This window comes from Collinsella sp. AM34-10, from assembly GCF_003469185.1.
Taxonomy (GTDB): domain Bacteria; phylum Actinomycetota; class Coriobacteriia; order Coriobacteriales; family Coriobacteriaceae; genus Collinsella.
Genome location: NZ_QSIL01000009.1, coordinates 18955 through 39028 on the forward strand (window position 1 = coordinate 18955; position 20074 = coordinate 39028).

Sequence of the window (20074 nt, forward strand, 5' to 3'; positions counted from 1 at the left end):
AATTCCTCCGAATCGAATTACACGTTGGAGGCATTCTACCCAATCAAGCGGCTAGGCTTCCTTACAGCAATTCAATTTTGCCATCTTTGACCGTCAACCCCATGTTGCCGGAAAGCAGATCGTCCAGGCGCGAGCCCACAAGCTCAAAACGCCAACCTTCGCGCAAACGGCTTTGCTCAGGATGCTCAATGTAGTCGGCCAGGTCATCGCGCGAGGCAATGACCGAGGTCGCCACGCCCGAGCGCTCGGCAACCAGGCGGATGAGCGCGTACATGAGATCCGTCACGCTCTCAAGCTCCGGCGAAATCTGGCGATGCCCGCGCACCATGAGCGGCAGGCGATCGTGCGGACAGCTTGCGCCGCGCTTGATGGCCATCAACGCGCCATCCACGTCGCGCTCCCCCAGCTGGTCGGTACCGCGGATGCTACGGAACTCCTCGACACGCACGGGATTGCGCTTAACCAGGGCCAGCAGCGTATCGTCGGACATGACCCACTTGCGCGGGATGTTGCGACGCTCGGCGCGGTCCTCGCGCCAAGCGGCAAGCTCGCGCGCAATGCCCAGCTGATGGCGGCTACACGAGTTGATGCGTTTGACCTTGCGGAATGCCTCATGGCGGTCGGCGCGGTAGTGCGACTCGTCGGCCAAAGGACGCAACTCGTCGAGCACCCAGTCCACGCGGCCCAGCTCACGCAGGCGGCTCATCATCTCGGTATAGGCGACGATTAAGTACTTGACGTCATCGATCGCGTACTCGATCTGCTTATCGCTCAGCGGGCGGCGCGACCAATCGGTCAGCGACTCGGTCTTGGGCAGTGATACGCCGCAGAACGTCTGAACGAGCGCACCATACGAAATCTGCTGGCGCTCGCCCAAAAAGGCGGCGGCAACCTGCGTGTCAAAAATCGGTCGCGGCAGTGCGCCCACGGTATGGAGCATAACTTCCATGTCCTGTGAGCAAGCATGGAATACCTTGACCACGCCCTCGTCGGCCATAAGCTCGGCAAGCGGCGACAGGTCGTCGATCACCAGCGGATCGACAGCGACACTCTCGGCGGGGGTGGCAATCTGGACCAGGCACAGGCGCGGATGAAACGTGCGCTCGCGCAAAAACTCGGTATCGACGGCGATCGCGTCGAACTCGCGGGCGCGCTGGCAAAAGTCGACCAGAGCCTGATGTGTGGAAATGTACATATCAACCCATCGAATAAGGTTAGGCCCGAAAAACACGGGTAGGATATCGGCATTGCTCTACAACTATACTCGGTTAGTCACAGAACGGGAACGTAAGTATGCGCTGCCTTATCATCCACAACCCGGCATCGGGCCCCAGCTCAGATGAAATCTACGCGTTCACGCACGCCCTCGCGCAGGGCGGCGACGAGGTCGTGATGCGTTTTATCGGCGATGGCGTGGAGCCCGAGGACGCGGTAGCGGACGTTCGCGAGTTCGATCGCGTGGTCGTTTCGGGCGGCGACGGCACCGTCTCCAACGTGCTCGACCAGATGCGCGGGTGCGGTGTCCCCACGCTTGTCTTCCCCTCCGGCACGGCCTGCCTGTTCTTTAACAACATCGGCAATGCCCCCGAGGCGGCGGCACTCGCCAAGGCTTGCCGCGACGGCCGCACGGTCAAAGTGGACATGGGTGAGCTCTTTTGGCTCGACGAGAACGGCAACGAGAAGCGCCACGGCTTTATCATCATCGCCGGCTCGGGCTTCGACGCCGAGATCATGATGAAGGCCGCTCCCACCAAAAACGACATTGGCGAGATCGCCTACTTCCTCTCCGCGCTCGCCACGCCCAACCCCACGGTGGCACACTTTACCATTGAGCACGACGGCATTGTCGAGGAGCTCGACGGCATCTGCTGCATGGCAGGCAATACCTCGGTCATCCAAAACGACATCAACCTGTTCCCCAACTGCCGCATGGACGACGGCATGGTCGACATCGTCGTTATTGAGCCCGTGCGCACGATGCAGCTGCTCCCCACGGTAATTACCGCCGCGCTCGACCCCGCTGGCAAAGTGCTCGGCCGTCCGCAGTTTAAGATCATCCAGACCAAGGAAGCCAAGATCACCTGCACGCCATCGCTGGGTATGCAGTTCGATGGAGAGATCATCTCCAGCAACTCCGGCGTCTTTGGCGCTCGCGCGCTGCCGCAATGTCTCGACCTCATCGTCGACGATTTTTCACCGCTCGGAAAATAGGAGGACCCCATGAACGACAATCCCCTGATTGGCTTTATCGTCATCGTCTTGGCCATGCTCGTTGGTTACGCCATCAATGTGATCCACCGCCGAAAGAAGTAAATCCACATTGGTATGATATTCATCCAGTTATCGACTCTCCCGTTGTTTATGCAAATCCTAAACAGCGGGAGAGTTTTCTTTTTGAGCATTGTCTGGCGCTTTATTCAGCTACAGTAAATGCAGGGTGCCTTTATTTAACTAAAGCAATAAAATGAGTATTATTATCCGCTCATCGTATATTTCTTCACGCTCATCGAGTAAAAGCTGTTGTCGAATGAATACTCTTTACACTTCCTTTAGGCTAGTAGATGTATTTATTAGCTGAAACTCCGTACGGTTTCGCGGGGTTTCAACAGTTGGGAGGGATCATGAGGTTTACTCATCCTGTCAACACGCTCAAGAAGCTCGGCTGCGGCCTTGCATTTGGAGCAGCGGCCATTATGGCCATGCCGACTTCGGCGCTCGCTTGCACCCAGATCTACATGGGCAGCCAGCTCACGGCAGACGGCAACACGTACTACGGACGCTCCGAGGACTTCGGCCCGCGCTACATCAAGCACTTTGGCATCGAGCCCGCACACAAGGACGGCAGCAAGTACACCTCGGTCGAGTCCGGCTTTGAGTACAAGTCCAAGGGCGCAACCTACCGCTACACCTTCGTTCGCGACAACCCCTCTCAGTGGGAAGATCGTTACGACGCATATTCCGAGGCTGGCATCAACGAAAAGGGCGTTTCCTGCTCTGCCACGCTGAGCACCTCCTATAACGAGAAGGCAGAGGAAGCCGACCCCGTCACCGAGGAGACCGGCATCGGCGAGTACAACTACGCCAGCGTCATTCTGGGCGAGAGCGCCACGGCCCGTGAGGGTGTCGAGCTCCTCGGCAGCCTGATTGACGAGCAGGGCGTCTGCTCCAACGACCAGATCATCATTGCCGACAACAACGAGACCTGGTTGTTTGCAGCGCTTTCCGGCCACCAGTGGATCGCTATGAGGCTCACCGACGATATTGCCTCACTCAACCCCAACATCGGCAACCTCACCTATGGCGTCGACCTCGACGACACCGAGAACTGCCTCCACTCCGAGGGCATCGAGTCCATGCCTAAGGAGAAGGGCTTTGCCGAGTACACCGACGGCAAGTTCGACGTCGCCAAGACCTACGGCGAGGAGATTAGCGAGGCCGGTATGCACCAGTGGTCGCGCTATGTCCAGGGCCGCGATTACTTCATGGCTCCGCTTGCTGAGGGCACCGACTATGAGATCGTCAAGGACGAGCGCGAAGACGCTCGTGCGACGACCGGCGCCCTGGTCCACGAGATGCAGCCGCTGTTCTTCCAGCCCGGCAAGTCCGACTGGAACACCTTTGAGATGATTCGTTCCTTCGCCGCTCGCGGCGAGAATGTCGCCGGCCTCAACGCCAACACCGACGGCGCCTATGCCATCGGCTCCAACCGCAACACCGAGATCCACACCTTCCAGATCCGTCACGGCATGGACCCCGAAATCGCGACCATCCAGTGGGAGATGCTCTCCAACGCCGAGTTCTCCGTCGCTATCCCCCTCTATTCCGCACTGCTCACCGAGGTCAGCCCCTACTTCAGCGATCAGGATGTCTCCTTCGATCACTGTGAAGAGGAAGACGTCGTGAACAACGAGGAGCCCAAGAACTCCATCAACTACGTCCTCATGGACATCAACACGCTCGCCTATGAGAACCGCGACAGCTGCGCCACCGGCGTCCGCGCCTATCTCGACGCCCTGCAGAAGGAGCTCATTGAACAGAACCTGACCGTCGACGAGGCCATGCAGGCCGCCGAGGACAACGAGGCCCGCACCGCCCTGGCCAACAAGGCCGGCAAGGCAGCGACCAAGAACACCTACGTCAAGTGCAAGGCCATGCTCGAGGAGATGCGCGACTACCTCAAGGAGGGCGACTTCTCCGAGGAGTTCGTCCCGAGTGACTACGATGCCGACAACGACTGCCTGGTCGAGTCCATCACCTACGCCGACGAGGCTCTCTCCGATAAGGACGTTGCCGAGCCCGAGGCTGAGGAAGAGGCGACCGAGGAGAAGTCCGAGGGCAACAACATGGCCGCCATGGCCGTTGGCGCCGTCGTCATCATCGGTGTCTGCGGCTTCGTGCTTTATCGTCGCAAGAAGGCCTAAGGCCCTTGCGTTCCAAGAGACGGGCGGGGTCGCATGAGTCATCCCGCCCGCTCAGCCTGCCCTTTTGACCGGCAGGAAACGCCGCCGAAATCTTTTCAAAAAAGATTTCCCCGCACACACTTCGCTGTGCTATAGTGCAGCGCAACAGCAACGAGGTGCGACCGCGCCAAGGCATCACGAAAGGAGCCACCAAGATGATGAACACGATGAAGTCCCTCAACAACTGGTGGTGGCGTGATGCGAATACGATCGGTCGACAGTGAGTCCCTCACGCCTGTTTTTGCGCTCTAGGTGATTGGAAGGCCTCCGGTTTCGACCGGGGGCCTTTTTCTATCTCGAGCCCGATCGCGTTCGCATCACGCGCCTCCGCTTTCTTCTCTTGTACTTCCCTTCCGAAAGGACTTTCACCATGTCTCAGAACACCACCGCCACCGCCCAGCCCCGCACCGTCCAGACCGCCGACCGCGGTAAACTCGATATTCGCGCCCTTGTCCTGCTCGCCATTCTGCTTGCCGCCGGCTTCATCCTCAACTTCACCGTCGGCAAGGCAATCTCGGGCATCTCGGGCGGTATGATCAGCCCCGAGTTCATTATCTCGGCCTTCTGCCTCACCATCCTGGTCATTCGTCCCAACATTGGCCAGGCGCTCGTCATTGGTCTCATCTCGGCGGCCGTAATCCAGATCACTACCACCTCGCCGTTTGTCGATTTTGCCGCCGAGGGTATCGCCGCCATGCTCATGGCCGTCATTGTCAACGCCGCCGCCAAGGACGGCCAGGTTAAGCCCGTCGTCGCCATCGTCGCAACATTCGTGACCACCTTTGTCTCGGGCGTCATCTTCATGGTCATCAAGATGGCCATGCTCGGCGTGGTGGGCGAGCTCGCCGCAGCCATGCTGCCCGTCGTCGCCATGACCGCCGTATTTAACGCCATTCTGGTCGGCGCCCTCTACCTGCCCATCCAGAAGGCCCTGAAGCTCAACTAACCCGCTCGGCTTTACGAGCCACCCCATCTTGGCGTTCATTCGTCGCTCGCATACCCAAGTACGCTTCGCTCCTCTTTCGCGCCAACCTGGGGCACCTCGTAAAGCCGTATCCGTGCTTCACCACCAAAGACTGTCCCAAACAACGAGCTTTTGGGGACGTTCTTAAACGACTAGTCATGTAAGAACGTCCCCAATGATTATGAAAGGTATCCATGGAAACGATCATCAACGTCGACGATGTCTCGTTCTCCTATGGCACGCAAACCGAGCAGGCGCTCAGCCACGTTTCGCTTAGCGTGAACAAGGGAGATTTCATCGGCATCATCGGGCCCTCGGGTGCCGGTAAGTCCACACTTGCCGCCTGCCTGTCGGGCGCCGTGCCTCACCACTACACCGGCGCCTTTTATGGCTCCGTGTTAGTTGACGGCCACGACACCTGCGAGGTCTCGCTCACCGACATATCGCAGATCGTCGGCAGCGTGTTGCAGGACATCGATACCCAGATGGTCGCTTCGGTCGTTGAGGACGAAATGCTCTTTGGTCTCGAGAACTTTGGCGTTCCGCATGACCAGATCGAGCAGCGCTTGTGCGAGACGCTTAAGACCGTCGGCATTAGCGACCTGCGCGACCGCGAGATCGCCACCCTCTCGGGCGGCCAAAAGCAAAAGGTAGCTATCGCCGCCATCCTCGCCATGCGTCCGCGCGTCTTAGTGCTCGATGAGCCAACCGCAGCACTCGACCCCGCCAGTTCCACCTTGGTCTTCGAGACGCTGCGCGAGGCAAACCGCGCGCTCGGCATCACCATCGTCGTCGTTGAGCAAAAGGTCGCTTTACTTTCGGAGTACTGCAACCGTGTGTTGGTGCTCGATCACGGCCAGATCGCGCTGCAAGGTGAGCCGCACGAGGTCTTCGCACGCACCGACAAGCTTCGCGCCATCGGTGTCGATTGCCCACGTGTCACGCGCATCTTTAACAGCCTCGAGGCCGATGGCCTGGTAAGCGGCACGCCCTGTCTGGATGTCGACGAGGCGGAACGCCTGATCGCAGGCATCGTCGACCCCGACCGTGCGACAAGCGATACCCAGGCGCCCGCAGGCTCCCCGCACGCGCCGTCGCTGCGCCCGCATGCGAAAGACGCCGAGCCGGTGCTCACCTTTGACCATGTCGAGTTTTCCTACCCCCATGGAGGCGCCGCCGTCCACGACCTCAACTTGACGCTCTACCCCGGCGAGCTCGTGGGCATTGTCGGCCAAAACGGAGCCGGCAAAACCACGCTCACTAAACTGCTCACGGGCCTACTCAAGCCCGCATCGGGCAGCGTGCGCGTTACGGGCTTGGACACGGCATCGGTTCCCACGAGCCGCATCGCACGCGAGGTGGCAACGCTTTTCCAGAACCCCGACCGCCAAATCTGCAAAGACACCGTGCTCGACGAGGTCGCCTTTGGTCTAGAGCTTGCCGGCATCGACCGCGCCGAAGCCCTGCGTCGCGCCCAGCTGGTCATCGACCGCTTTGGCCTGCCCGCCGACGAGGCACCGTTCTCGCTGTCACGCGGCCAGCGCCAGATGGTGGCGCTGGCATCCGTTGTAGTGGTCGAGCCCAAGATCGTGGTGCTCGACGAACCCACGAGCGGCCTGGACTACCGCGAGTGCATGACCGTGATGGAAACGGTGCGCACCATGGCCGAGCGCGGTTGCGCCATTATCATGGTCTGTCACGACATGGAAGTCGTTTCCGACTTTGCCGAGCGCATCGTGGTGATGGCCAACGGTCGCATCCTCGACCGCGGCCGCACGCACGAGCTGTTCTCGAACATCGAGCTCATGCAGCGTGCCTACGTTGAGCCGCCCCAGGTCATCGAACTCTCGCGCCGTCTGGCATCCATCGTCTCGCCCGCCTTTACACAGGTGAGTGAGGTCACTGATATCGTTCGCATTACCGAGGAGATGGTCCGCCGTGGTTAACGTCATCGACTACATGCCGGGCAACACGTTGCTACACCGCCTGAACCCCGTCATCAAACTGGGCCTCGCCGCCGCCATCATCATCGGTATCTTCTTGTCCGACACCTATGTGGCGCTGCTGGGCTTTCTGGCGCTCACGCTCGCGCTGGGAGCCTACGCCGGCGTCGTCGACCGCCTGCTCGCGCTGCTCAAGCTGCTGATTCCACTCGCGCTCATCATGCTGGTGCTGCAGCTGGCTTTTATGCGCGATGGCAACATCGTGTGGGGCTTCGTTACCGACACGGGTCTCATCACCGGCTCCAAGGCTTGCCTGCGCCTGCTGGGCGTGGCGCTTCCGCTCATCCTGATGCTCATGGTGACCAAGCTCAGCGACCTTGCCAACGCCTGCGTCGAAGTGCTGCACGTTCCGTATCGTTATGCCTTCACCTTTACCACGGCGCTGCGCTTTGTGCCAGTGTTTGGTCAGGAGATGAACGCCATCATGGAGGCGCAGACCGCACGCGGCATCGAGTATGACACCAAGAACCCCATCAAGAAGCTTCAGCTCATGCTGCCGTTGTGCGTGCCGCTACTGATCTCGAGCGTGGGTAAAACCGATGCCACGGCCTTGGCGGCCGAGCAGCGCGGCTTCTACCTGCGCACGCGCGCGAGCTCGTACAAGCGCTACCCCATCAAGGGCCAGGACATTGCCATACTTATTGTTAGCATTGCCCTCATTGTCCTCGGCTTCCTGTTCTAGCCCATCGCCATCGGCAACCGATAAATTCAAAAGGCCCCAGCTCACATCAAGCGAGCCGGGGCCTTACTGTTTTCCCAGATAAAACCTACCAAAATAAACCTGTCCCTTTTTGGCAGGCCGAGGGCTACAGGCGGTAGGGGGCGCCGCTGCGGATGATGGATTCGCGCACCAGGACGTCCATGGCGTCAAGGGTAATCTCGGGCATCTCTCGGTACTTTTTCAGCACCGAGAGCTCGGTGCAGGCCAGAATGACGCGGTCGCAGCCACTGCGGGCGAACTCCCACATCACGCGGTCAAACTTGTCCATATCGGGCTCGCGTCCGGCCTTCACGTCATCATAAATCAGCGACATCACGTCGGCCTGGCGCTTCTCGCTGGGATAGACGACCTCGACGCCCGCGGCCTCGCACTCGCGCCCGTAGACGCCGGCACCCACGGTGCCGTCGGTGCCCATGATGCCAATCTTGCGCACCGGCTCGGACGGCATGCTCAGGTTGGGATCGAACTCGCACTCCCCCATCACCGCGCCCGCCAGGGCATAGCGCACCGACTCACGCGGCATGTGGATAATCGGCACCTTGGTAAACGACTGAATCTGGTCGTAGAAGTAGTGCGATGTGTTGCAGGGAATGGCGATATGAGCACAGCCCAGCCCCTCGAGCGCCCGCGCACATTCCTTCATGGTCGCCAGCAGCTCGGCATGCTCGCCGGTCTTGATGGCCAGCGTACGGTCGGGCATGGTCGACTTGGAAAGTACCACCATGTCGATATGCTCCTGATCACAGGTAGCAGCCGTATGACGCACGACCTGGTCGTAGTAATACGACGTGGCCTCAGCGCCCATGCCGCCGATAACTCCCAGCTTTTCCATCGCCGCCTCCTTGGTGACGCCCATGCAATTGCTCGTATCATGCCCGCGCCCGTCCGATGCAAACCGGGCGGGCGCCGCGCTCATCTACTTGTAATACGTCTTGAACAGCTTAAAGTGACGCAGCTTGGTGTGCCACATGCGCAACCAGCGGTTAAAGACAAAATCGCCCTTCATAAACGAAGGATCGGCAGCCTTGCCCTCCTTGGCCAGACGATGCGCCTTCGCACGCAGCTCGGGGTCCTTGACATACTTGTCAACGACGCCCATGGGGACGACCATCCACAGCGCCTCGTCCTGCGCCGTCACAAATTCCGGCTCAAACGGACGGTTATAGACGTACTCATCCACCACGTATTTAGCAACGTTAAAGCCGCTGTTGGTGACGTAGTAGTTACTGCGGCCCTGACGCGTGTTGAAGTCGAAGAACTTAAACGAACCATCGCGTTGGTCGTACTTGACGTCGAAGTTGGAGAAGCCCGTGAACTTAAGGTCCTCAAGCAGCTTGCGCACGCCACCCATGAGCTCGTCGTTGGGCTCGGTGATGATGCAGGCGTGGTTGCCGACACCATGGGGCTGATGCTCCTCGAGCAGCACGTGACCCAGGCACATCATGCGAACCTTGCCGTTGCGGTCGGAATAACTGGTAAGCACGCGCATGTACTCGTCGTTGCCGGGCACGCGGTCCTGCAAGATGAGGTCATCGGTGTAGCCACTGGCGTACACATCGCGAATGACCTGCTCCAGCTCGGCGCGATCGGCAATCTCGTAGGCCTTCTTCTGGCCCTCGAACTCGTGCTCCCACCACATGATGCCGTCAGAAGGCTTCAGAATCATCGGGAAGGGAAAGTCGATCTGGTCGAGCACCTCGGCGGAAGCCTCGCCCTGGGCGTTGAGCATCGCCATGGTAAAGGTAAACGTGTGCGGATAGGGTACACCGTGCTTCTCGCACAGCTCGTAGAAGATCTCCTTCTTCTGGCACTGCTCGAGCATACTGTAGGGCGCATAGGGCGCGATGACGTTGGAGGCAAGCTGGCCGGCATCCTGAGCCTGTGCGGCAAGCGCGACGTAGTTATCGCCGCAGCCCATGAGGATAATCTTCTTATCGGGATTGGCCTGTGCAATGCCGTTGACGGTCTCGATCATGACCGGCATAGTGTCGATATCCACATTGGGCGTATAGTCGATAATCTGGCTGCGGTATGCAGGACCCGTCTGATACTTGCCAAAGACCAGGCTCTTGACCTGATACTCCTCGTAGAAGGCGCGCGCCACCGAATAGGCGTTGATATCGCCGCCGAGCAGCACGGGTATAAACTCGCGCTCTGTAAACTGCAATGCCATGGAAACTTCCTATCATCAACTGCCCGTACGATGGGCGGTCTTTATGCAACTGGTTTATTCTAGCGTGCCAAACTGCCGCTTCCCAAAGTTCCACCATATCTATGGCAAGCAGGCGCTTATGATCGAGCCCGCAGGGTTCCGTAACGTTAAAGTTGAACTCTATGGTTTCTTAACAATTCACTATAACTGCAGGTCAAGGCCAAAACCTCAAGTTCAACTTGACCCTTTAGAACCTTTAAGGTTCAAGTTGAGGTCGAAAGCAGTAGTAGAATACCTTTCGAACTATAACCTACGATTGATTGCAGAGGGACTGGATGCAGCATTCGAACCATCGCACCGCAGCGCTCATCGCGTCGAAGCCGGCTCGCATCATCACGAGCGCCGCGCTTGCCGTTACACTGACGGCCGCGCCGATGCTCTCCCCCGTCGCAGCCTATGCCGCCTCGCAGGCAACGCAGGATCAGCTTTCCGCTGCCCAGCAGAAAATCGAAACCGCCACGAGTGCCTACAACGAAGCCCGCACCAAGCTCGAGGATCTGCAGAAGCAAATCGACACTAACGAGGCAAGCATCGAGAAGATCGAAGCCGAACTTCCCGATCAACAGGCCAAGGCGAGCTCCGCCATGCGCGATCTGTATAAGTACCAGAAGGGCACCAACCCCATCGTGAGCTTCCTGGTCAACGCGCAGAGCCTGGGCGAGTTCATCACCACCTGCAAGTACACCAACCAGATCACGAGCTCGAGCGTCGACGAGATCGAAGAGCTCAACAAGATGCAGACCGAGCTCGAGCAGAACAAGACCGAGCTCGAGCAGGCCAAGTCCCAACTCGAGACCGAGCAGAAAACCGCCGAGGACGCACTGGCACAGGCCCAGCAGCTTCGCAGCGAAGCCCAGGCAAAGGCCGAGCAGGAGAATGCCGCAGAGCTGGCCAAGCTCGAGGCCGACAAGGCCGCTGCCGCCGAGAAGCTCTCGGGCGAGGGCGTGAGCGGCAACAACTCCAACAGCCAGGCCAATAACGCCAACACCACTATCGACACCACGGTGAACAACTCCAATACCGGCAACTCCGATTACGACTCGTTTATCAACGAGTGGACGAGTCGCATCGACAACTACCTCGCCGGCTCCCCCATGGCAGGCCAGGGTTACAACTTTGCCGTGGCAGCCTGGAACACCGGTGTTGACCCTCGCTGGTCTCCCGCCATCGCCTGCATCGAGAGCAGCAAGGGCCTCTATTGTGCCGGCTCCTATAACGCCTGGGGCTGGAGCGCCCGCGGCGGCGGCTGGCGGAGCTTTGGTAGCTGGAGCGAGGGCGTCTCTGCCCACGTTGCCTACCTGGGCGCCAACTATGGCTCCACGCTTACCCCGGCAGCCGCCAAAAAGTACTGCCCGCCCACGTGGCAGGACTGGTACAACAAGGTTGCAACCCAGATGAACCGCATCTAAGATCAACGTCAAAGGGCCCCAATTGGGGCCCTTTTTCTTTTACGCGACGGAGGTATCGACGACGCCAGTCGCGTTTGCAATGGCAACGATGATAATCATTACCAACAAGAGCACACCCATAGCCTTGAGCCAGAGCTTTGCAAGCTTTTTACCGCGGTATCTATCGAGTAGCTCAAACCGCCGGCGAAGGCGGCGTTTGTCGAGCATCACAAAATGGATGAGCACTACGAGACCGTCGACGAAGATAAAATACTCAATCGCGAGAAACCACATCGGGTAGTTTTGGTTGGCGCCCGTAGGATGAAAAACGGCAAAATGGCTTCCGGCAAAGAAAACAAGTAGCGAAAGATAGACGAATGCGTTCCAAATGCGCCCAACGGTGTCGGGAATGCGGGAGAGTAAATTCGGGCGCTCAGGCACCAACGGCAATCCGCCCTGAGACTGATCCGTGGGGAGCACGGGCGCAGGGCACACGGCTCGCCGCTCCGGAGGCTCTTGGAAGGAAGCAGCATTCGGCGCGGACGACGGCGTCGGTGCGGACAACGCATAGGATGCACGCGCAGCGTGCCCTAGCGCCTTCGCGCTTGCAAAGCGCTTGTCCGGATCGAGCGCCATCGCCATGCAAATAACATCGGCAAGCGAGGCGGGGATATCATATGCCTCGCATTGCTCGCGCATGTTCCGACCCGGCTTGGGGTCGGCCCCCGTCAGACAAAAGAACAGCAGGGCACCGAGCGCATAGACATCGCTGCGCACGCTCGTCTGGCCAAAACCATACTGCTCGGGCGGCGCATAGGGACGCGTGCCAAACTTAACGGTATCGGCATCGGCTCCCTCGCGCCACACGCGAGCGATTCCCAAGTCGATAATCACCAGCGATGAAAATGTCATGCCTGTATCGGGCGTATAGTTTGCGCCCGATACGATGATATTCGAGGGCTTTAGGTCGCGATGGATCACCGGCGCAGCCATCTCCCCCGCCGACGCAAAGCCGGCATGGAGCTCCGCAACTGCATCACAAAGGGCGCCAAACAGCTCACAGGCATAATCGGGCGTCGCACCCAAACGCCCCACCAGGGCCCCGAGCGTTTCGCCTTCGATGTATTCCATGACCACGCAAAGCTCGTCGCCCACGCGGCGGCAATCGACAATCCGAGGCAAGTGCTCGTAACGTCGCCCAGCATGCTGGGCCGCAAACAGGCGTTCATACGCCCCGCCAATCTGGGCCGACGCGTCGATGCGCTTGCGAACAAAGGGGCCAAGAGATCCTCCGCCGGAGCCCTCAAAGTACACGAGCTCGGTCGTCTCGACGTCGGAGTGCTTGAGCACACGGTCTACGCGATAGCTGTCATCACGCTCAAGTGACGCCAGGTGTCCGGCGAGCGCAGCGGTCAGCTCATCATCGGAATATGTTGGGCTCTGAGTATCCATAGCGTCCATAATAACGCAGGGCGCGGACGCCCCATGACGCCCGTGCCCTGCACGTTCTAAATATCGTGAACGGCGCTTCCGCCGGCAGCCAACCGTTAGCTCACCGTCTCCTCACCAAAGCGATACAGCTCCTCGTTCACCTTTTGCAGGCTGCAGCCACGATCGATACAGAAAATGATGATGGCGTCACGGCGGTCCTTGCAGTTGAGGACATTGACGCCCGCCGCCGTCAAGGCGCGGTTGGTCTCCTTGAGCGTCAGCGCCATGGCAAAGGCAATCTGCAGCACCTTATTGCGGCTCGGATGCCGCGCACCGGTAAAGATCTGATAGCCAAACGTCTCGTTGAGGTCGGCCATACGCACCACGCGCGAACGCTCCAGCCCCTTTTCTTCCAAAAGCTGTTTCAGATACCCCGAAAGCGACGGGGCGGTAAAGTCGTGCTCTTTGATATAGCCCTCGATACTCGGAGCATCGAGCAGCTCGTTGAGCAACTCTTCGGTTAGCTTCTTATCGGGCATATGGCCTCACCCCCCAGCTCGCATAGTAACCATGTTTTTAATTCTAGTTAAAACCGCTCACGTCAGAACGTTCCCAGCTGGCAACCTGGTCGGGAGATACCGTGCTCATCGCTTCGAACTTCCAGGTGCCGCCCGCTTTGAGATGGTTGGTGTTCGCAAGAGCCGTTCCCACCTGATTGCCGTCTACGTCATACAGAACATACTCAATCTGAATGTAGCTTTGCTCTTTATCCGTATTATTGGTCAACGTGCCCGTGATCTTATACGCGAACTGATTAGACGTATCCCCGGCCTCATCCGAAACCGTATAGGGTTCTTGTGCCTCTTTTTTCTCCTCGACTTGCTGGGTCTGTTCGGCAGGCTTTGCTGCATCACCCGTAGACGAATCAGACGAGTTACCGCCCATAGAACCCACGACGCCGGCAACAACGAGCACCACGATGACGCCCAAAACGATCTTGCCGATCGGCTTCTTTCCCTCTTTTGCCATTATGCATCCTTCCTACGATCCGGCTACCGTGCCGGCACACAGCACATCGTAGGAGGCAGCGAGCTCAAATTCATTAGCTGGGAGCTAATGTCGCAGCACAGCTTGCCACCTGGCACTCATTGAGTCTTTTTTCCTTCACCGAACTCATGCCTTTGTTGTTGACTATTAAACATTTAGACGTAAACTGCTTTGTTACCTTGTCAACATCTGAAAGGAACCTCATTGGGAAAAGACGTACTGGTGCAGCAACTCGTCGACTCATTCGACAGCTGGCCCGCCAAAAACTCCGGTTGCGGATCGTCCCGCATGACACAAGAGCTCTATCCTTTTGACAAGCTCTTCTCTCCCATCAAAATTAACGAGCTCACCGTCAAAAACCGCATTGTCATGGCGCCGATGGGCAATATCGACATGTGCGAGGAAACTGGTCGTCCCAGCGACATGATGCTGCAGTACTTTTTCGCCCGCGCCAAAGGCGGCTGCGGCCTCATCACAACAGGACTCGTACCGGTAAGCCACGGCATCGATACCACGGTCACCGAGCTGGACAAGCTCACCTATTTCCCGCGCATCGATCGAAGCCGAACCGTTATGGCAGGCTGGCGCGACCTTGCCCAAGGTGTCCATGCCTTCGGATCGCGCATTTTTGTCCAGCTTACGGCCGGACTCGGCCGCGTGGGCAACCCGCAATGCCTCATCACGCAAAAAAAGTTTCCGGTCTCGGCGAGTTTCTTGCCTAACTACTACATCCCCGCCATTCCATGCATGCGCCTCTCGAATCAAAAGCTGCGCCGTATCGTAAACAATATCGGCCAAGCGGCGGCCGATGCTCATGCTATGGGCATCGATGGCGTCTATTTGCACGGGCACGAGGGTTATCTTATCGAGCAGCTCGGAAACCCCGCCTTTAACCATCGCAAGCTCGGACGTTATGCCGATTGGCGTCAGTTTGGCCTCGATATGATCAAAGAAATCCGTCGCCGCGTTGGGCCCGACTACCCCATCATGTACCGCATCGACCTTTCGCTTGCACTCGAGGAAACCTATGACGAGCAGGTCATGAATTCGACCTATCTGGGACGCATGCGCGGCGGCCGCACAGTCGAACAGACCCTGGGTTATATGGAAGAGCTCGTGGCGGCGGGAGTAGACATCTTTGACGTCGACCTTGGTTGCTATGACAACTGGTGGATGCCCCACCCGCCTGCGAGCATGCCCGCAGGCTGCTTCGTTCCCGTGGCGCGCGCCGTTCGAGAGCGCTTTGCCGCCGACAATATCCGCTCCAATGCCGGCCTTCCCGTACCCGTTGTCGCGGTGGGTAAGTTGGGCTACCCCGACATTGCCGAACGTGCCCTTCGCAATGGCGACGCCGATATGATCATGCTCGGACGCCCGCTGCTTGCGGATCCCGAGTGGCCCAACAAGGCGTACGCCGGTCGCGTGGCAGATATTCGCCCCTGCATCGGATGCCAGGAAGGATGCCTCAACGAGTTTGTCGAAGGGGGCCATCCGCAGTGTGCCGTCAATCCACGCTGCAGCTTTGAATACCTCATGCCCCAGACACCCGCTCCCGCCAAAGAACCCAAACGCATAGCGGTGATAGGAGCCGGACCCGCCGGGATGGTCTGTGCGCTAATCGCCGCGCGTCGTGGCCACGACGTAAAGCTCATCGATGCCGAAGATGAACTTGGAGGAAAACTCCTCTCCGCCAGCGCCGCCCGGATCAAGTTCGACCTCGATAACTACCGATCATATCTTGTTCGACAGGTGCGCGAGCAGGCAGAAAAACCCAACGGGAACCTGACACTCGAACTTGGACGGGCAGCACGCGCCGAAGATCTTGCAAAAGCAGGCTTCGACGCAATCGTGTGCGCGACAGGCACTTCCAATGCAATACCGCCCATCCCCGGTCTTACGGAGCTTGCAGCATCGGGCCATGCCGTGCTGGCAACGCAGCTACTGCGCCAACCCGCGCTGCTTGGCAACGCCAAAACCGTCACCATCATTGGCGGAGGGGCCGTGGGCTGCGAGGTTGCCCAATGGCTCACCGTCGAACACGGCATACCACAGGTCAACGTAATTGAAATGCTGCCTCACATGATGCAGGGCGCCTGCACGGCAAATCGCGGCCACCTACTCCATACGCTCAGGGGACGCAATGTGCGGCTCCTCAATATGACACGCGTCGAGCGCGCGGAAGTCGACGGCAAACGCGAGTCTGGAGCCCCATCGAGGTGTGCGCGTCTCCACTTGAGTCGCAACTGCCACAAAAACGTTCCCGACCCCTACGTCTCGTGGTCACCGGTCTTGCCCGAGAACGTCGAAAACCCGCTTGCACCCAAAATCGGCAACGACTGGAAGTCACTCGAGCTAACCTGCGACCTGGTAATCATTGCCTGCGGCGGACACCCCGACGACGCGCTGTTCTACAAACTGCAGCAGACGCACGCCGCTGACGAGCTGCATAACATCGGCGATGGGTTTGCGCCCGGCCGTGTGCTCGAAGCGGTCCGTGCGGCATACCGACTCGGCACCAATATCTAACACGAAAGGATGGGCTCACAGATGAACCTGACCTCCCAACAACAAGCCCTGCTCGACGGCGCCAAGGGCCCCGCCATGGCCAAAGTGGTCAAGACCCTCGTTATGTACGGCGAATGCTTTGGCGCCGAGCGTATGGTTCCCGTGACCGGCGCAAACGGTCATCTTGTCACAAGTTTTGGCCTCTCCATGCTCGGTCCAGTCTATGACCTTATGGATGAGCTGCTGAAAGACGGCGCCCTGTCCGGTCAGTCATTCTCGGTCGACCCGAGGCCCCTCGACCCCGCCGTCCCGGCCAACCCGCTGCAAAAGCTGCTGTTCAAGATTATGTATTCCAAACAAGACGATTATGAGGCACAGCTGCGCAGCATGGGCCTATTGGACAACGATGCTTTCACCTGCACCTGTTACCAGCCCGAGGTTGGCAATCGACCTCGGCGTGGCGACATCCTAAGCTGGGCAGAAAGCAGCGCCGTGGTCTTTGCCAACTCCGTGCTGGGCGCTCGCTGCAATCGCAACTCCGGCATCATCGAGATGTTCGGCTCAATTGCCGGCTTTGTCCCGGAATTCGGCCTGCTCACCGATGAGGGCCGCAAGGCGACCTGGATCATCGAAGTCGACTGTAAGCGCAAGCCCGAAGCGCAAGTGCTTGGCAGCGCCATTGGCATGAAGGTGATGGAAGACGTCCCTTACATTAAAGGCCTCGACCGCTGGCTTGGCCGCGAACTCACACCCGGCACGCAGGACTACCTTAAGGACATGGGCGCCGCCAGCGCATCGAACGGCGCTGTCGGGCTCTACCACGTGGACGGCATCACGCCCGAGGCCGTCGAACAAGGCGAACACCTCATAGCACTAGACGCCCAAATCTATCGCATTGACGACGCCGAGCTGGAACGCATCCGCTCGAGCTACCCCGTTATGTGGAAGAACCCGGGCGCACGCCCCAAGCTTGCCTTCATCGGCTGCCCCCACCTCTCGTCTGCACAACTCGCCCATTGGGCAGACGCCATCTGCGATGGGCTGAGCGCCTCCGGCAAGTGCCGCGTGCAAGTACCCACCGTACTGACCGCCGCCCCATCCGTGGCAGACGCCTTCCGCAAGACTGCGGCATACAGACGCCTCTCGACTACCGGTGCCGTCGTCTCGAGCATCTGCCCGCTTATGTACACCAACAACCCGCTGTGCGGCAGCATGCCCATCATCACCAACTCCAACAAGTTGCGTACGTACTCGGCATCGCGCTACTACACCGACGACGAAGTGCTCGCCTACGTCACCACCGGAAAACCAATCAAATAGGAAGGCGACTCCTCATGGAAAAAATCTTTCACGGCCGCGTCGTTGTCCCCGGAACTGCCCACGCCAAGGCACTTGTCTCTCACGGAGGGCTCAACACGCTCGCATCGTTTCAGAAGGCACTGATGTTTGGCGACAAAAAGGCCACGTGTTCCGACCAAAACAATCCCGACTTGTACGGCAAACCTTTGGCGGGATGTGCCTTGTGTCTTCCGCAGACTATCGGCTCCACCACAGGCGGCATGGTGCTCTTCTGCGCCACCAAAATGGGGCGCCAACCCGCATGCCTGCTGTTTTCCAAACCCATTGACAGCCTTGCCGCCGCTGGCGCGATCCTCTCGGGTGTATGGACCGACACCCCCATGCCCACCATTGACAACCTGGGCGATGAGTTTCTCGATGCTGTGTCGACGGGAGACGCCATCACCGTGGCCGAAGACGGCACGGTCATCGTCGGCTAAGGCTATCCGACCCGCCGCCCGCAGATGAACAACGTGTTTCGCCGTTTCCCACGCGCGGTGCGGGCGATAATCTTGACGTATTCGATATACAACACGAAAGGAGTCCCACCATGGGAGCATCGGTATCGGTCGCACAGGGTGCGCCTCTTGATGCAGGCACCTACAAGGCAGACGAGGCAGCCGTCGAGCGCTTTTGCGAATTGCTACGCATTCCCACCGTTTCGCGTGAGAACATCGCCGAGCGCGACGACGAGCCCTTCGGCCAGTGGATTCCCACGCTCCAGCGGCTTTATCCGCGTTTCTTTGACATCGCCGAGATCACACGCATCGACGATTTTGGTATGCTCCTGCATTGGCCTGGTGCCGATTCCGCCTTGGACCCCATCGTCATGATGGCGCATCAGGACGTCGTGCCCGTCGAGGGCCAGGACTGGGAACACGATCCCTTTGGAGCCGAGATCTTCGACGGCGAGATCTGGGCCCGCGGTTCACTCGACACCAAGTGCATCGTCTCTGCTTTTCTCGAGGCCGCCGAGCATTTGATTGCCCAGGGCTTCGTTCCCCCGCGCGATGTCTGGTTCTTCTCGAGCGATGGCGAGGAAATCGCCGCGCCTACTGCAACCCATGCAGTGCAGTGGCTTCGCGAGCACAACATCCATCCCTATATGGTGCTCGATGAGGGTGGCGCCGTGGCAACCGACGCCCCGCTCGGTGTCACCGAACCCGTTGCCATGGTAGGCGTGTCCGAGAAGGGCCATGTCGACCTTACCGTCACGGCGCGCGCCGACGGCGGCCACGCCTCTACGCCTGCGGCAAACGATGCCTGCCGTCTTCTCTGCCGTGTATGCGAGACTATCTCGGCCAACCCCGGCAAGCCGCAGCTCACACCCGCCGTCGAGGCCACACTGACCGAGTTGGGTGCCCGTAGCAGCGCGACGTATCAGGCAGTCTTTGGCAACCTGTGGCTCACGCGCCCCGCAGTTACCAAGATCATGGCCGCCAGCCCCGAGACCTCGGCAATGCTGCGCACAACCTATGCGCTCACGCAGCTCGAAGGCTCCAACGCGCACAACGTGCTGCCACCGGTCGCTCGCGCCAACTTCAACGTGCGCATCGCTCCGTTCGAGACCATCGCCGATGCCGTTGAGCGCGCCCGCAAGCTCGCCGCCCAGCAGTGTCGCGCCTCGGGCGTAAGCCCCGACCATGTCACCGTCGAAATCAACGAGGCGATTCCCTACACCGAGCCCGCGCCCATCTCGCCTTACGAAGACGATGCCGCCTTTAACTACATCCATCGCTGCGTGTCGGGTGTCTATCCCGAGGCCGGCTTTGCTCCCTACGTGCAGAACTCCTGCACCGACTCGCGCGAGTTCAACGAGATCTGCGATCGCGTCTACCGCTTCTGCGGCTTCATCTACTCGGGCGAGGCGCGCAAGCTCATCCATGCCGCCAACGAACGCATCGGCGTCGACGTCTACAAGCGCGGCATCGAATTCTATGTGGCGTTTCTCGCCAACCTTGAACAACTGTAGGACGGGAGGGCTGATAGCGCCCCTCCCCGCTTT

The 20074-nt window shown here is 59.3% G+C and carries 16 protein-coding genes; 10 read left to right on the forward strand and 6 right to left on the reverse strand.

Annotation, left to right across the window (positions count from 1 at the left end):
• Positions 1-61: 61 nt before the first annotated feature.
• Positions 62-1195: a ribonuclease D gene (gene rnd, locus DW823_RS08595; RefSeq protein WP_117745907.1), complete on the reverse strand. Its 1134-nt coding sequence runs from the start codon at positions 1193-1195 to the stop codon at positions 62-64.
• A 98-nt stretch (positions 1196-1293) separates the two neighbouring features.
• On the opposite strand from rnd, the gene DW823_RS08600 reads away from it, so the two are divergent.
• The 5 genes from DW823_RS08600 to DW823_RS08620 all read left to right on the forward strand — a co-directional run bounded on the left by DW823_RS08600 (position 1294) and on the right by DW823_RS08620 (position 8109).
• Entirely contained in the window at positions 1294-2211 is a 918-nt protein-coding gene (locus tag DW823_RS08600; protein ID WP_118081781.1) for a diacylglycerol kinase family protein, read from the forward strand.
• A 410-nt stretch (positions 2212-2621) separates the two neighbouring features.
• Complete coding sequence (locus tag DW823_RS08605; protein WP_158567297.1) at positions 2622-4421, forward strand: C69 family dipeptidase; 1800 nt, start codon at positions 2622-2624, stop codon at positions 4419-4421.
• Between the two features lie 409 nt (positions 4422-4830).
• Positions 4831-5406, forward strand: a complete 576-nt coding sequence (locus DW823_RS08610) for a hypothetical protein (protein WP_055252353.1) — start codon at positions 4831-4833, stop codon at positions 5404-5406.
• 212 nt (positions 5407-5618) lie between these two features.
• The gene (locus DW823_RS08615; RefSeq protein ID WP_118081785.1) at positions 5619-7370 is read left to right on the forward strand and encodes an ABC transporter ATP-binding protein; all 1752 of its coding nucleotides are present in this window, start codon (positions 5619-5621) and stop codon (positions 7368-7370) included.
• The gene (locus tag DW823_RS08620; protein WP_118081787.1) at positions 7363-8109 is read left to right on the forward strand and encodes an energy-coupling factor transporter transmembrane protein EcfT; all 747 of its coding nucleotides are present in this window, start codon (positions 7363-7365) and stop codon (positions 8107-8109) included. The genes DW823_RS08615 and DW823_RS08620 overlap by 8 nt, the downstream gene beginning before the upstream one ends.
• A 124-nt stretch (positions 8110-8233) precedes the next feature.
• On the opposite strand, the gene DW823_RS08625 is transcribed toward DW823_RS08620, so the two are convergent.
• Both DW823_RS08625 and DW823_RS08630 read right to left on the reverse strand, forming a co-directional pair.
• A complete protein-coding gene (locus DW823_RS08625; RefSeq protein ID WP_233543063.1) occupies positions 8234-8980 on the reverse strand; it encodes an aspartate/glutamate racemase family protein in 747 nt (248 codons plus the stop codon).
• Positions 8981-9064: 84 nt separating this feature from the next.
• Positions 9065-10321 carry an ATP-grasp domain-containing protein gene (locus DW823_RS08630; RefSeq protein ID WP_118081792.1) on the reverse strand — a complete coding sequence of 419 codons (1257 nt, stop codon included), beginning with the start codon at positions 10319-10321 and terminating at the stop codon, positions 9065-9067.
• A 314-nt stretch (positions 10322-10635) separates the two neighbouring features.
• On the opposite strand from DW823_RS08630, the gene DW823_RS08635 reads away from it, so the two are divergent.
• A complete protein-coding gene (locus DW823_RS08635) occupies positions 10636-11769 on the forward strand; it encodes a glucosaminidase domain-containing protein (RefSeq protein WP_118081795.1) in 1134 nt (377 codons plus the stop codon).
• Between the two features lie 39 nt (positions 11770-11808).
• On the opposite strand, the gene DW823_RS08640 is transcribed toward DW823_RS08635, so the two are convergent.
• From DW823_RS08640 to DW823_RS08650, 3 genes are all read right to left on the reverse strand, one after another.
• Positions 11809-13200, reverse strand: a complete 1392-nt coding sequence (locus DW823_RS08640) for a protein kinase (protein WP_158567298.1) — start codon at positions 13198-13200, stop codon at positions 11809-11811.
• A 95-nt stretch (positions 13201-13295) separates the two neighbouring features.
• A complete protein-coding gene (locus tag DW823_RS08645) occupies positions 13296-13718 on the reverse strand; it encodes an XRE family transcriptional regulator (RefSeq protein ID WP_118081799.1) in 423 nt (140 codons plus the stop codon).
• Between the two features lie 43 nt (positions 13719-13761).
• Entirely contained in the window at positions 13762-14208 is a 447-nt protein-coding gene (locus tag DW823_RS08650; RefSeq protein ID WP_118081801.1) for an FxLYD domain-containing protein, read from the reverse strand.
• A gap of 222 nt (positions 14209-14430) precedes the next feature.
• Here DW823_RS08650 and DW823_RS08655 point away from each other — a divergent pair, with 222 nt between their 5' ends.
• The 4 genes from DW823_RS08655 (at position 14431) to DW823_RS08670 (ending at position 20041) form a co-directional block, all read left to right on the forward strand.
• Entirely contained in the window at positions 14431-16752 is a 2322-nt protein-coding gene (locus tag DW823_RS08655) for an NAD(P)/FAD-dependent oxidoreductase (protein ID WP_199574422.1), read from the forward strand.
• Between the two features lie 21 nt (positions 16753-16773).
• The gene (locus DW823_RS08660; protein ID WP_118081804.1) at positions 16774-18051 is read left to right on the forward strand and encodes an aconitase X; all 1278 of its coding nucleotides are present in this window, start codon (positions 16774-16776) and stop codon (positions 18049-18051) included.
• A gap of 14 nt (positions 18052-18065) precedes the next feature.
• Complete coding sequence (locus DW823_RS08665; protein WP_118081806.1) at positions 18066-18509, forward strand: aconitase X swivel domain-containing protein; 444 nt, start codon at positions 18066-18068, stop codon at positions 18507-18509.
• Positions 18510-18619: 110 nt separating this feature from the next.
• Complete coding sequence (locus DW823_RS08670) at positions 18620-20041, forward strand: M20/M25/M40 family metallo-hydrolase (protein WP_118081808.1); 1422 nt, start codon at positions 18620-18622, stop codon at positions 20039-20041.
• Positions 20042-20074 lie beyond the last annotated feature (33 nt).

What these genes read in the sequence shown, in the direction of transcription:
- DW823_RS08650 (WP_118081801.1), bottom strand. Translation starts at nt 14,208, where the DNA reads ATGGCAAAAGAGGGAAAGAAGCCGATCGGCAAGATCGTTTTGGGCGTC.
- DW823_RS08670 (WP_118081808.1), top strand. Translation starts at nt 18,620, where the DNA reads ATGGGAGCATCGGTATCGGTCGCACAGGGTGCGCCTCTTGATGCAGGC.
- DW823_RS08660 (WP_118081804.1), top strand. Translation starts at nt 16,774, where the DNA reads ATGAACCTGACCTCCCAACAACAAGCCCTGCTCGACGGCGCCAAGGGC.
- DW823_RS08635 (WP_118081795.1), top strand. Translation starts at nt 10,636, where the DNA reads ATGCAGCATTCGAACCATCGCACCGCAGCGCTCATCGCGTCGAAGCCG.
- DW823_RS08645 (WP_118081799.1), bottom strand. Translation starts at nt 13,718, where the DNA reads ATGCCCGATAAGAAGCTAACCGAAGAGTTGCTCAACGAGCTGCTCGAT.
- DW823_RS08610 (WP_055252353.1), top strand. Translation starts at nt 4,831, where the DNA reads ATGTCTCAGAACACCACCGCCACCGCCCAGCCCCGCACCGTCCAGACC.
- rnd (WP_117745907.1), bottom strand. Translation starts at nt 1,195, where the DNA reads ATGTACATTTCCACACATCAGGCTCTGGTCGACTTTTGCCAGCGCGCC.
- DW823_RS08630 (WP_118081792.1), bottom strand. Translation starts at nt 10,321, where the DNA reads ATGGCATTGCAGTTTACAGAGCGCGAGTTTATACCCGTGCTGCTCGGC.
- DW823_RS08625 (WP_233543063.1), bottom strand. Translation starts at nt 8,980, where the DNA reads ATGGAAAAGCTGGGAGTTATCGGCGGCATGGGCGCTGAGGCCACGTCG.
- DW823_RS08605 (WP_158567297.1), top strand. Translation starts at nt 2,622, where the DNA reads ATGAGGTTTACTCATCCTGTCAACACGCTCAAGAAGCTCGGCTGCGGC.
- DW823_RS08600 (WP_118081781.1), top strand. Translation starts at nt 1,294, where the DNA reads ATGCGCTGCCTTATCATCCACAACCCGGCATCGGGCCCCAGCTCAGAT.
- DW823_RS08640 (WP_158567298.1), bottom strand. Translation starts at nt 13,200, where the DNA reads ATGGATACTCAGAGCCCAACATATTCCGATGATGAGCTGACCGCTGCG.
- DW823_RS08615 (WP_118081785.1), top strand. Translation starts at nt 5,619, where the DNA reads ATGGAAACGATCATCAACGTCGACGATGTCTCGTTCTCCTATGGCACG.
- DW823_RS08665 (WP_118081806.1), top strand. Translation starts at nt 18,066, where the DNA reads ATGGAAAAAATCTTTCACGGCCGCGTCGTTGTCCCCGGAACTGCCCAC.